Source organism: Tenggerimyces flavus (genome assembly GCF_016907715.1).
In the GTDB taxonomy this organism is placed as follows: Bacteria; Actinomycetota; Actinomycetes; order Propionibacteriales; family Actinopolymorphaceae; genus Tenggerimyces; species Tenggerimyces flavus.
Genome location: NZ_JAFBCM010000001.1, coordinates 8,248,559 through 8,260,699 on the forward strand (window position 1 = coordinate 8,248,559; position 12,141 = coordinate 8,260,699).

The 12,141-nt window shown below is 70.0% G+C and carries 10 protein-coding genes and 1 pseudogene; 2 read left to right on the forward strand and 9 right to left on the reverse strand.

Features of this window, described 5'->3' with window-relative positions:
* The first annotated feature begins 3 nt into the window (after window positions 1-3).
* Window positions 4-603 (forward strand): class I SAM-dependent methyltransferase, encoded by a 600-nt coding sequence (locus JOD67_RS38400; protein WP_205122570.1) that lies wholly within the window; start codon window positions 4-6, stop codon window positions 601-603.
* Window positions 604-740: 137 nt separating this feature from the next.
* Here the strand turns inward: JOD67_RS38400 and JOD67_RS38405 are convergent, their stop codons facing one another.
* The gene (locus tag JOD67_RS38405) at window positions 741-1,934 is read right to left on the reverse strand and encodes an MFS transporter (RefSeq protein ID WP_205122571.1); all 1,194 of its coding nucleotides are present in this window, start codon (window positions 1,932-1,934) and stop codon (window positions 741-743) included.
* A complete protein-coding gene (locus JOD67_RS38410; RefSeq protein ID WP_205122572.1) occupies window positions 1,931-2,977 on the reverse strand; it encodes a MerR family transcriptional regulator in 1,047 nt (348 codons plus the stop codon). Before JOD67_RS38410 ends, JOD67_RS38405 begins: the two co-directional genes overlap by 4 nt.
* A gap of 223 nt (window positions 2,978-3,200) precedes the next feature.
* Between JOD67_RS38410 and JOD67_RS38415 the strand changes: the two genes are divergently transcribed.
* Window positions 3,201-4,352: a glyoxalase superfamily protein gene (locus JOD67_RS38415; protein ID WP_205122573.1), complete on the forward strand. Its 1,152-nt coding sequence runs from the start codon at window positions 3,201-3,203 to the stop codon at window positions 4,350-4,352.
* Here JOD67_RS38415 and JOD67_RS38420 read toward each other — a convergent pair.
* From JOD67_RS38420 to JOD67_RS40890, 7 genes and pseudogenes are all read right to left on the reverse strand, one after another.
* Window positions 4,341-5,987 carry a hypothetical protein gene (locus tag JOD67_RS38420; RefSeq protein ID WP_205122574.1) on the reverse strand — a complete coding sequence of 549 codons (1,647 nt, stop codon included), beginning with the start codon at window positions 5,985-5,987 and terminating at the stop codon, window positions 4,341-4,343. The two genes, JOD67_RS38415 and JOD67_RS38420, sit on opposite strands and share 12 nt — an antisense overlap.
* A 44-nt stretch (window positions 5,988-6,031) precedes the next feature.
* Window positions 6,032-7,480: an NADH-quinone oxidoreductase subunit N gene (locus JOD67_RS38425; RefSeq protein ID WP_205122575.1), complete on the reverse strand. Its 1,449-nt coding sequence runs from the start codon at window positions 7,478-7,480 to the stop codon at window positions 6,032-6,034.
* Window positions 7,477-8,979, reverse strand: coding sequence for a complex I subunit 4 family protein (locus JOD67_RS38430; protein ID WP_205122576.1), 1,503 nt, complete (start codon window positions 8,977-8,979; stop codon window positions 7,477-7,479). Before JOD67_RS38430 ends, JOD67_RS38425 begins: the two co-directional genes overlap by 4 nt.
* Window positions 8,976-10,838 carry an NADH-quinone oxidoreductase subunit 5 family protein gene (locus JOD67_RS38435; RefSeq protein WP_205122577.1) on the reverse strand — a complete coding sequence of 621 codons (1,863 nt, stop codon included), beginning with the start codon at window positions 10,836-10,838 and terminating at the stop codon, window positions 8,976-8,978. Before JOD67_RS38435 ends, JOD67_RS38430 begins: the two co-directional genes overlap by 4 nt.
* The gene (gene nuoK / locus JOD67_RS38440) at window positions 10,835-11,164 is read right to left on the reverse strand and encodes an NADH-quinone oxidoreductase subunit NuoK (RefSeq protein ID WP_205122578.1); all 330 of its coding nucleotides are present in this window, start codon (window positions 11,162-11,164) and stop codon (window positions 10,835-10,837) included. The genes JOD67_RS38435 and nuoK overlap by 4 nt, the downstream gene beginning before the upstream one ends.
* Window positions 11,164-11,679 (reverse strand): NADH-quinone oxidoreductase subunit J family protein, encoded by a 516-nt coding sequence (locus JOD67_RS38445; RefSeq protein ID WP_205122579.1) that lies wholly within the window; start codon window positions 11,677-11,679, stop codon window positions 11,164-11,166. Before JOD67_RS38445 ends, nuoK begins: the two co-directional genes overlap by 1 nt.
* Before the next feature lie 173 nt (window positions 11,680-11,852).
* Window positions 11,853-12,077 (reverse strand): annotated as a pseudogene (locus JOD67_RS40890) (4Fe-4S binding protein); the annotation flags it as partial.
* Between the last annotated feature and the right edge of the window lie 64 nt (window positions 12,078-12,141).

The window sequence follows — 12,141 nt, forward strand, 5'->3', positions numbered from 1 at the left end:
TTGGTGGGCAAGAACGAGGAGAACGTACGGAAGTATCGGGTGCTGTCCCCGATCTACGACCTCTTCGCGCGCAATCCGCTGATCGAGAAGCCGCGCCAGCGACAGTTCGAGCTCGCCGCCATCCGGCCGGGTGACCGCGTCCTGGTCGTCGGCGTCGGCACGGGGCTGGACCTCGAACTCGTGCCGGCTGACGCGCGGGTGACCGGCATCGACCTGTCCGCGGACATGCTGCGGCAGGCCGAGCTCAAGGTGCGGCGGGACGACTGGACGCTGCTGCGGATGAACGCCGAGCAGCTGGAGTTCGACGACGACTCGTTCGACGTCGTCGTCATGAACTGCATCCTCAGCGTGGTCGCCGATCCCACCAAGGCGCTCAGCGAAGCCGCTCGCGTGCTCGCGCCGATGGGGAGCATCTGGATCCTGGGCAAGTTCATCGAGACTCCGCCGAGCCTTCCCCGCCGCGCCCTCAGCTCAGCCCTCGTCGCGATCGGCGGCGCCGACCTCACCAGGTCCCTGACCAGGACGATCGGCACCACCCCGCTCCGTACGGCCCGGCACGAACGCGCCCTGATCGCCGACATCATCCAGCTCACCCCCGCCTAGCCGCAGCGTCCGGCGGTCGCTTCGACCGATCCCGACCCGGGGCGAATGATCATGTTTACATGATCATTGGCCCCTTTACGTGGGGTGTACGCCAGGTAGAGGGGCCACTGGCCAGGTGAGGCGACGAAGTCCAAAGCCTAGGTCGCTAGTCCTAGGCGCAGGGCGCGGCTGAGCAGGATGGGGGCACCGGCGAGGGCGCAGAGGGCGGCCGCGGCGAGCATCGCGGTGGCAGGGCTCAGCTGGGCGGCCAGCGTTCCGAGCAGCAGGTCGCCGAGCAGCATCGTCAGCATCTGCACGACGATCAGCACGGACTGGAAGCGCGCCAGCATGTCCGGCGGAGTGCGCAACAGGTACAGCGGGAAGAGGTGGCTGGTGAACAGCGCCGTACCGACGCCCATGACCGCGGTGCCGGCGAACGCGAGGTACGGCTCGGGCACCAGCGCCGCGATGACGACGCCCGCCGCCGCGAGCAGCGGTCCGGCCACCAGCAGCACGACGGGGCGCCTGTACGTCCCGACCTTCGCCACCACCAGCGAGACCGCGAGCGCGCCCACGATCCAGAACGCCTCCATCAGCCCCGCGTCGCCCACGGTCCAACCGCGGCTGCGCGCCAGCAACGGAACCGCCAGCCCGAGCATCGGGATCACGCTGCCCGCCACGATCCCCACCGCGCACAGCATCGCGACCACGCCGGGCACCGAACGGACGGCACGCAGCCCCGCGCGCAGCTCCAACGAGGCGGAGCCGCCCACGGTGCGCGGAGGTTCGTACGGCGGCCGTACCACCAGCAGAACGACCAGAACGCCAACGAAGCTTGCCAAATCCGCCAGCATCGCCCCGCTGAACGAAATCGCCACGACCACCGCGCCCAGCGGCGGCCCGGCCATCCGCGCGATCTCCATCGCCGACCCGGTCAGCGACATCGCCCGCGCCACACCGGACTCCGGGAAGAAGAGCCGCGGGAACGCGTTGTTCGCCGGCCGCCGGAAGGACCCGACGATCCCGCCACACACGGACAGACCCACCAGCACAGCAGCGGAAACGGGCACGAAGTGCGCGAGCAGCAGGTAGCCGGCGAGCAGCAGGCACATCGCGATGTCGGAGGCGATGATCGTTCGCCGCAACCCCCATCGGTCGGCGGACACGCCGCCCACCAGAGTGAGCAGCAGCGGCGGCACCAGGCCGGCGACCATCACCGCGGTGACGACGCCGGCGCCGAGGCCCGACGCGGTCCATGACAACGCGAAGTAGAAGATGCCGTCGCCGATCGCGGAGATCGTGGCCGCGCCCAACCAAGCGAGGAATCCCCCACGCAGCAAGCGAGAACTCACGACTGCGGACGTCCCGGCATCAGCAGGACGCACAGGCTGTTCTGCTCGACCGGGAACAGCTGCACCGCCCGATCCGTACCCGCGTACACCAGCGAGACCAACGTCCCGACCATCACGTCCAGGGCCGACCGCAGCAACGACGAGGAGAGCCACAACGTCTCCGGCTGCCCGGAGGTGACGGCCTGGACCCGAGCACCCTCGCTGTCGCCCGCCACGCTCACCACGAGCCGATCCGTCCCTGCCGCAAGGCGAATCGGCGTCTCGTCCGCAGGCAACAGCCGGGCCAGCACGGAACGGTCGAACGTCACCCGTCCCACTCGTTCGGCCGGAATGATCAACCGGTACGCCGGAAACCGGTCGTCCTCCGTCGTGAACGGCACCACGCCGGACTCGTCGCACACCTCGAGCGCGCCCGAGGCGAACGAGACCGTCACCACATCGCGCCGCGCCAGGTGATCGGCCAACTCCTCCAGCCCAGCGAGGGAAACGAACGCTCGACGATCCGCGACCTGCGCCTCGGCGACCGGAATCGTCCAGTACGCAAGCCAATACCGATCCGTCGCGACCACCGTGATCCCGCCGGGACCCAGATCGAGGAGGACGCCACGCAACGGATCCTCAACGACAGAAGCAGCTCGCGCCACCCGCCGCAGTCCCGCCGCCAACGCCGGCCCGTCGACCGTCACGGCAACGGGAGAGATGCTGGCCTCGCCCGAGAGGGCCGACACGATCTCGTCCACCGTCGCCGAAGCCTGCCGAGCGTTGCGCGCCGCCCGTTCGGCGAACCCGGCCAGGATCTCGGCCGCACGCGACGGAGGACCGGCCAACACCATCCGCATGGAGTCCACCGGCACGCCGACGTCGCGCATCCGCCGGATCAGCAACGCACGGCGTTCGAGCTCGGGCGTGTAGTACCGGTACCCCGTCCGCGGGTCCACCTCGGCCGGCGGGAGCAGCCCCGCCTCGTCGTAGTAGCGCAGGGCGCTCGGCGCCAGCTCGACCGCGCGAGCGAACGCGCTGATCGTCAACAACGGCTCCGACACATCTCGGAGTATCAACCTTCATCCGGCTTGAAGGTCAACTGGCGCGGGGCTTGACAGCAGGTCGACGTTCGTGGCTACCCTCGTAGACAGCGCGTTGGGAGCGCGCCGCGGGCTCGCCGGAAGGCTCGAAGCCATCCCAGTTGGTGAGTTGACGAGTTGAGCGACGGATGCCGAAGCTCTTGACCTGCTCGTGCGAGCCCGGGCGGAAGAGCCGTGGTGTCCCATGAAGACGCTCCCCGACAACCCCAACCTCGATCACCTGCGTCAGCAGGCCAAGGACCTGCTCGCGGGCCTGCGCGACAGCAGGCCGCAGACGACGCTGTCCGAGGCTCAGGCGCAGCTCGCCCAGCAGTACGGGTTCCGTACCTGGCCCGAGCTCAAGGCCGAGGTCGACCACCGCACCGGAGCCGGCGACCAGGCCGATGCCGCGCTGGCCCGGGCAATCGCCGCGGCGTACGACCTCGGCGAGATCACCGGGCCGATGCGGTCGATCGCACGACCGGACGACAGCGGGCGGCGGTGGTCGCTCGAGACCGCGCGCGGCCGGTTCGAGGTGCGCACGATGGACGACTGGTGGCCGATCGTCGACGCCGACACCGGCGTCGCGTTGCAGGAGGCGGCCGCGAAGGCGGGCGTAGAGCTGCCGTTGCCCGTACGCAGCCGCGCCGGCGCGGTCATCGAGACGATCGGCGACCACACCTGGCGCGTCGACGAGTGGGTGCACGCCGGCCCACCGCTGTCGGCACCGGTCGGCGCGAAGGCCGCGTACGGCGCGGGCCAGATCCTCGCGACGCTGCACGGCCTCGGGCTCGAGGTCGACGGGATCTCGCCGTACCACTCCCGTCGGCTCACCGACGAGACCTGGGCCGACCTCACCACGAAGGCGAAGGGCGCGGACATCGACTGGGCCGGCGACCTCTCGAACGCGTCGTACAACCTGGCCGATCTCGAGCGCATCGGTGCGGACGTCGAGCCGCCCGCTCCGGTGCTGACGCACAACAACCTCACGCCGAACAACGTCCGGCGAGCTGCCGAAGGTCGGCTGATCGTGGTCGGATGGGAGCACGTCGGTGGGCTGCCGCCGAGCTGGGAGCTCGCGATCGCCCTGCAGCAGTGGGTGTTGCGCAGCCCGACAGGCGCCCGGGCGATGCTCGACGGCTACCGGGAGGTGGCGGGCTCCCTGCCGCGGTTGGATCTCCCGATGTTCCGCGGCGCGGTGATCAGCCTGGCGAACTACGTGTGGGGCCAGGTCGACTACGCCCTCGCCGCGACCGCGGAGGCCGACCGCCAGCATGGCAACCGCAGCGTGCGGCATCTGCTCAGCGGACTGCCCACGCGGAGCGACCTGGAACGGCTGGTCGACCTAGCCGGCTGACCCGGGCAGCACGGCGAGGATGGCCTCCATTGCTGGGTCGCGTTGCTCCTCGTACGCAGCGAACGTCGGCGGCGCGTACAGGTGCGGCGCGATCCAGCTCCGCCGGTCGAGCGGTGTCATGCCCTGCCAGTACAGGTTGGAGATGTTGCACCGCATGCCGCTGTAGGGCAGGACGAACGGGTTGGTCTCGCCGATGAACTGCAGGCTCGAACCGGTCGGCTCGCCCACCACGGTGATGCTCGGTCCGGACAGCCACTCGAGGTACTTCGCGGTGTTGCCTGCCGCGGAGAACGTCCGCCGCCCGACGATCATGAAGATGCCGTCCGGGTGGTCGAGCTGGCGCGCGCCGATGATGCGTTTGAGCAACGTACCCACGAGGAACGTGTTGCCGCCGCCATTCCAGCGCAGGTCGACCACGAGCCGTTCGACCTCGTTCGCGTCGAGGAAGTCGCCCAACCGATCGGTGAAGGCGGCGAGCGACTCGCCCGGATCCTCCGCGACCCGGTTGAACTGCAGGTAGACGAGCCGGTGCTCGGGAACGTGCTCGAACCAGTACGCCGCCTCGACGTCGCGAAGGTAGAACGGCAACGGCGCCCCGAGCTGGTTGTGGTACTGCGCCATCGCCTTGCTCTCCGGGAAGTGCCGGGGCCGCGCCTCGTCCTCGGGCTCGGCAGCCACCTCGACCTCGCCGGAGGACGTTGTCAACCGCACCTTGCCCGGGTCGTCGACAAGGCCGAGCACGTGCAGGTACGGCGTCCGGCGCAGCCACCCCGGGCTCGACTCGAGCGGGTTGCGTTCGTTGTCGCGGCCGATGAGTGGGTCGACACCCCGTACGACCTCGTCGATCGGCCGACCGTCGAAGGCCAGGATCCGCGCACCGAGCAGGCTCTGGTGCGACTCCTCGGCGGCGACGACGTAGACGCCGTCGTCGAAGAGGTACGGATGGATCGGCAGCGCGAGCGCGAGGTCCGTTCCCGCCTTGGGCGACAGGCTCGCGTGGCCGTCGCCGAGCGATGCGATGAGCTTGGTCAGCTCGACCGCGACCTCCTCGTCGCGCAGCCGGGGGAGGTCCTCGTGGAGCCGCCCGGCAGCGGCGTCGAACCGTTCCTGGTGCTCCGGCGTGAACGGCACCGGCCGCCGGCGATACGCCTCGCGGACGACCACGGCGAGGTCCGTACGCCAGCCCTCGTCGCGGTCCATGCCCTCGACGTTCACGACGCCGAGCACCGCCGGGAGCCGTTCGTCGGTACGCAGACTGGCGAACACCTCGAGCTCGAGAACCTCGTCGGCGTGCACGAAACCCTCGCGCATCGCCTGCTCCATCAGCTCCATCGCGGCGTCGAAGTCGCCGAGCCCGGCGTGACAGGACGCCATCATCACGGGCACGACGCCGCGGAACGTGGCGAAGCGGTCGCCGTGGTAGACGCCGAGCCGCCGCACCTGCTCGAACGCGGGCAGCGCACCCGCGAAGTCACCGGCGAACCACCGAGCCTCGGCGAGCTGGTCCCAGCCGCGCCCGTCGTGCGGATTGGCCTCGACGACCCGCGCCCACAGCGCGGCCGCCGCCGCCCACTCCTCCGCCGCCGACCGTGCCCCCGCCTCGTCGACGACCTGCCGATACTCCCGAGCGTCCATGCCCTCCCCTTCGACGACAGCGATCCCCGGTGCAGGCTACGGCGTCAGAGCGGCAGCCGCACAACGTCGAGGACGTTCAGCGCGAGGTCCGGCGCGACCGACAGCACGACCGCGACCGCGGTGGTGAGGCCGACGGCCACGGCGGCCGGCCAGGGGGTCGGCGTGCGCGCCGGGGCCTCGGGCCGCGGCGCGAAGAGCAGCGCCGTCCAGTACAGGTAGTACGCGAGCGCGATCACGACGTTCACCGCCATCACGACCGCGAGCCAGCCAACGCCGCCGTCGACGGCCGCCTGGAAGATCACCACCTTGCCGAACAGGCCGATCACGCCCGGTGGCAGTCCGGCCAACGCCAGCAGGAAGAACCCGAACGCCAGCGCGCGCGGCCGGTCGACCCAGAACAGCCCGCGGTAGTCCTCCAGCGACGAGGACGTCAACGCCACCACGGCGAACGCGCCGAGGTTGACCACCGCGTAGATCACCAGGTACGCGACCGTGGCCGGCAGCACCGACACGCCCGGACCCGCCGAACCCAACGGCACCAGCAGATACCCGGCCTGCGCGACCGAGGACCAGGCGAGCAGCCGCACCGCGTGTTTCTGCCGCAAAGCGACGAGGTTGCCGAGCGTCATCGTCAACGCCGCCAGCACCGCGACCACCGGCGCCCACACCGACACGAGCGGCGCGAAGCCGACGCTCAGCACGAGCAGCAGCCCGACGAGTCCGGCGGCCTTCGAGACCACGGACAGGAACGCCGCCACCGGGACGGGCGCGCCGACGTACGTGTCCGGCACCCAGAAGTGGAACGGCACCGCCGCCACCTTGAACGCCAACCCCGCCAGCGTCAGCACCACGCCAACACCCACCACCGACGACGGCGCCGAGCCGCGTGCCAGCTCCGCGGCGATCCGGTCCAGGTGCACCGCGCCGGTCGCGCCATACACCAACGAGACGCCGAACAGCATCACGGCGACGGAGACCACCGAGACGAGGAAGAACTTCATCGCCGCCTCGGCACCGCGCCGATCGCCAGATCGCAACCCCACCAGGGCGAACGCCGGCAGCGACACGGTCTCCAGCGCGACCACGATCGTGATCAGGTCCCGCGACGCCGCCAGCGCCATCGCGCCGGTCGCCGAGCACAGCAGCAGGAAGTGGTACTCCCCCGCCGGGACGCCCTCGCGCAACGTGCCACGCGCCGACAGCAGCACGACGACGGCGGTGGCGGCCGCGACCAGTACCTGGAATACCGCGGCGGTCGAATCCACCACGTACGAACAGGATTGCTCGACGCAGAACGTCGCCCGCGGCGCTCCCCAGAGCGGAAGCACCAACAGCAGCGCGAGGGCGAGACCACCGACCGAGATCCACGTCGCCACCCAGCGCAGCCGCGCGGGAACGAACGCGTCGGTGAGGAGCACCGCGCCGGCCGTCAGGGCGACGGCGAGTACGGGCCCGAGTGCCAGCCAGTCGACGCTTTGGATCACCCCGTTCACCGCCCCACCAGAAGCTGCACGGCCGGATCGGTCACGGCCAGAATCGCCTTCGGGTACAGGCCGAGCACGATCGTCAACGCCACCAGCGGCACCCACGCGCCGAGCTCGATCGGCGTGACGTCCTGCCGAGCGCCCAACGTGTCCTCCCCTTGGCACATGCGTCGCACCAGCAGCAGGAAGTACGCCGCTGTCAGCACCGCGCCGAGGCCGGCGAGCACCATCAGCACGACGTACGTTCCGCGCGACAACGAGGCGTGCGGCTCGTACGCGCCGAGCAGCGACAGCATCTCGCCCCAGAACCCGGCCAGGCCGGGCAGGCCGAGGCTCGCGACGCAGGCAAAGACGAACAGCCCACCCAGGCGGGGCATGCGCGCGTACAGTCCGCCGCCGAGCGACGCCAGCTCACCCGTACCGTGCCGGTCCTTGATCGCGCCTGCCAGGAAGAACAGCAGCCCGGTGATCAGCCCGTGCGCGACGCCGGCGAACAGCGCGCCGTTCACGCCGACCGGCGTCAGCGTCGCGATGCCGAGCACGACGAAACCCATGTGCCCGACGGAGGAGTACGCGATCAGCCGCTTCAGCTCGCGCTGCGCCAGGCAGGCCAGCGCGCCGTACAGGATGCCGACCGTCGCCAGCCCCGCGAGGAAGGGCGCCACCGCCCGGGCGCCGTCGGGAACGACCGGCAGCCACACGCGCACGAACCCGTACGTGCCCATCTTCAGCAGCACGCCCGCCAGCAGCACCGAGCCGATCGTCGGTGCCTTCGCGTGCGCGTCCGGCAGCCAAGAGTGCAACGGCCACAGGGGGCTCTTCACCGCGAGGCCGATCGCGATCGCCGCGGCCGCGAGGATCTGGGCGCCGCGCGCGATGCCTTCGCCTTCGCCGGAGGCGAGCTCCACGATGTCGAACGTTCCCGCGTTGGCGTAAACGATAAGGAAACCGAGCAGCATCACGGCGGAGCCGAGCAACGTGTACAGGATGAACGTGTTCGCCGCGCGCCGCCGGCCCGCTGGATCGTGCTGGTCGCCCCAGACCGCGATCACGAACCACATCGGGATCAGGACGACCTCGAAGAAGAGGAAGAACACGATCAGGTCGAACGAGACGAACGTGCCGACCATCCCGACTTCGAGCAACAGGGCAAGGGCGACGAGCGCGCGGACGCGTCCGACCTCCGGCGTGATGCGGGTCGTGTAGAGCAGGCAGAGGAAGACGAGCAGCGTGGTCAGCAGGACCATCGGCAGCGAGACGCCGTCGAGGCCGAGGTGCCAGCGGACGTCGATCGCGCTGATCCAGCTGACGTTCGTCTCGAACTGCACCCTTCCGGAGTCGCCGTAGTCGAACAGCGCCGCGATCAGCAGCGAGATCAGGAGGGTCGCGCCTGCTACCGCGAGGCCGACGAGGGGGACCTTCTCGTACGGGATCCAGCGCGGGAACGCCAACAGCGCAACGGATCCGGCGAGTGGGAGGGCGAGGAGCAGCCAGAGGAGGACGTTCACGAGACCACCACCCCGGCGGCGATCGCGAGGAGGACGACACCGGCGAGCAGGAGGGTGAGGTACGTCTGCGCGTTTCCGGTCTGGATCATGCGCAGGAGGCCGGCGATCGCGCGGGCGGCGCGGCCGGAGCCGAGGACGTAGAAGTCGACGACGTCGCGGTCGCCGGCGACCACCGTGCGGGCGAGGCCGTACACCGGGCGGACGACCCAGCGTTCGTAGAACGCGTCCACGCCGAACGCGTTGGCGAGGATGGGTTCGAAGCGGCCCAGCGTGCGGGAGGGGTCGCGCTTGTCGATCCGGTGCCACTCGCCGATCACGAACCCGGCGGCGAGCACTGCCAGTGCGACGGAGATCACCGCGGTCAGCGGGTGCACGAGCTCGCCAGCCTCCAGTGTCGGCGCGGGACCGTTGCCCAGCCAGCTCGTCAACGTAGCCGGCATGAACGCCAACAACCCAAGCAGGGCTGCGGGAACGGCGAGGACGACGAGCGGCCACCGCATCAGCACCGGCGCCTCCGCCCTCTCGCCGGCGGCAGTCGGACCGAAGAAGACGCGGAGCCACAGCCTCGTCGCGTACATCGCCGTCACGACCACGGTCGCGAAGCCGGCAACGAGGACCAGCCACGCCACGAGGTTGCCGTGCAAGGCCGACTCCTGCGCGACGCCGAGGATCGCGTCCTTGGAGAAGAAGCCGGACAACGGAGGCAGCCCGACCAGCGCGGCAAGGCCGACCGTCATCGTCCAGAACGTCACCGGCATCGCGCGCCGCAGCCCGCCCATCGCCGACATCGCGTTGCCGCCCACGGCGTGGATCACCGAGCCCGCGCACAGGAACAGCAGCGCCTTGAACGCGCCGTGGCTGACCAGGTGCAGGAAGCTCGCGGTGTAGCCGCCGACGGCGAGTCCGGCCAGCATGTACGCGAGCTGGCTCACCGTCGACCATGCCAAGACGCGCTTGACATCGTCCTGGGCGAGGGCGGCGAGCGCCGCGCCGAGCATGGTGATCGACGCGATCACCGCGAGGACGGCCATCGTCACGGGCGCGAGCGCGAACACGTTCAGCATGCGGGCGACGAAGAACACGCCGGCAGCGACCATCGTCGCGGCATGGATCAACGCGGACACGGGGGTGGGGCCGGCCATGGCGTCGGGAAGCCAGACGTGCAAGGGGAACTGGGCTGACTTGCCCACCACTCCGCAGAGGAGAAGGAGGGTCGCGAGCGTCACCATGCCGGTGGACAGCTCGCCGTTCGCTGCTAGGCGCTGGAGCTCACTGATCCGAAACGTACCGGCCGACAGCCCGAGCACGAAGATGCCGAACAGGAAGCCGATGTCGCCGAGCCGCGTGACGATGAACGCCTTCACCGCGCCGTCGCGGGCGTCGGCGCGCTCCCAGTGGTGGCCGATCAGGAAGTACGAGCAGATGCCCATCAGCTCCCAGCCGACCAGCAGCACCAGCAGATCGTCCGCGGCGACCACGACGAGCATCGCCGCGGTGAAGAGCGAGACCATCGCGACGTACGACGGGTAGCGCGCGTCGCCGCGCAGGTAGTCGACGGAGTAGATCTGGACGGCCAGGGCGACGCTCGCGACCAGCAGGCTGGTGAACGCGGACAGGCCGTCGGCTCGGAACGCGAGGTCGAAGCCGACGCTTCCGGTGGGGATGTGCGCGAGCGACAGGAGCTGCGTACCGAGGTCGCCGACCAGGCCCGCGCCCACGACGCCCCAGGCGGACAGGAACGCGATGCCCGCGCCGACGACGCCGATCGCTCCTATCGCACGGGGTTGGCGGTGTCCGAGCGCGAGGGCCAGGACGCCAGCTGCGATCGAGGCGACGATCGCGATGAGGAGCAGGCTCATGCGCGCGACTCCGCCTGGTCGCGGTCGGCGAGCTCGACCAGCTTGTCGACGTCGACAAGCTTCCGCGTACGGAACACGAGCAGCACGATCGCGAGCCCGAGGCCGATCTCGGCGGCGGCGATCGTGATCACGAACAGGGTGAGGATCTGCCCGCTGTGCAGGGTGTCGTGCAGCCAGGCGTCGAACGCGACGAGGTTGAGGTTGACCGCGTTCAGCATCAGCTCGACGCCCATCAGCACCATGACCGCATTGCGGCGCGCAAGGACGCCGTACACACCGATCGCGAACAGCGCGGTCGCCAGCAGCAGCGGGTAGAGGAGCGGCATCAGTCGTTCGCCTCCGCCTTGTCCCGGCGGGACAGCGTGATCGCGCCGACGAGAGCGGCGAGGAGGAGGACGGAGAGGATCTCGAACGGGAGGACCCAGCTGGAGAACACGGCGCGGCCGGTCGCTCCGGCGCCGCCGATCTCGACGGTGTGGAGGTCGATGACCTCGCCGTTGAAGCCGGCGACGATCGTCGCACCGAGGACGGCGGCGACGGCTACCGCTACCGCGCCGGCGAACCAGGCGTTCTTCGTGGTGAGGTCGTGGCTGAGCCCGATCGGCGCTTTGGTGAGCATCAGCGCGAACAGCAGCAGGACGACCACGGCGCCTACGTAGATGAGGATCTGCACCCAGGCGACGAACTCCGCGGTCAGCAGGAGATAGCAGCCGGCGATCGCGCCGAGGGTCACGACCAGCCAGAGGGCGGAGTGCACGAGCCGTTTGGTGGAAACGACGAGCAGCGCGGAGCCGATCGCGATCACACCGAAGAGGAGGAACAGCACGTTCACTGCCGTCATGCGTCTGCCTCGCGGGCTTTGTCGACCACCTTCTCCGCGGCGGCGATCTCCTTCGGAGCCTCGGCGTGTTCGTCGACCGGGGGCGGCGGCGGTACGGTCCACATCCACTCGCGGAGGCGGTCCTTCTCGTGCGTCATCTCCTGGATGTCGGTGCCGGCGTACTCGAACTCGGGCGACCAGAAGAGGGCGTCGAACGGGCAGGCCTCGATGCAGATGCCGCAGTACATGCAGAGGGAGAAGTCGATCGCGAACCGGTCGAGGACGTTGCGACTCCGTTCCCTCGCACCTTCCTCGGTCGGCGGCTGGGTCTCCTTGTGCGAGTCGATGTAGATGCACCAGCACGGGCACTCACGCGCGCACAGCATGCAGACGGTGCAGTTCTCCTCGAACAGCGCGATGACGCCGCGGGAGCGTGGGGGCAAGTCGGGCTTGACGTCGGGGTACTGCTGGGTGACCGAGCGC

Coding starts and splice junctions, on each gene's coding strand:
- JOD67_RS38420 (WP_205122574.1), bottom strand. CDS start 5,987: ATGGACGCTCGGGAGTATCGGCAGGTCGTCGACGAGGCGGGGGCACGG.
- JOD67_RS38435 (WP_205122577.1), bottom strand. CDS start 10,838: ATGAGCCTGCTCCTCATCGCGATCGTCGCCTCGATCGCAGCTGGCGTC.
- JOD67_RS38445 (WP_205122579.1), bottom strand. CDS start 11,679: ATGACGGCAGTGAACGTGCTGTTCCTCCTCTTCGGTGTGATCGCGATC.
- nuoK (WP_205122578.1), bottom strand. CDS start 11,164: ATGCCGCTCCTCTACCCGCTGCTGCTGGCGACCGCGCTGTTCGCGATC.
- JOD67_RS38415 (WP_205122573.1), top strand. CDS start 3,201: ATGAAGACGCTCCCCGACAACCCCAACCTCGATCACCTGCGTCAGCAG.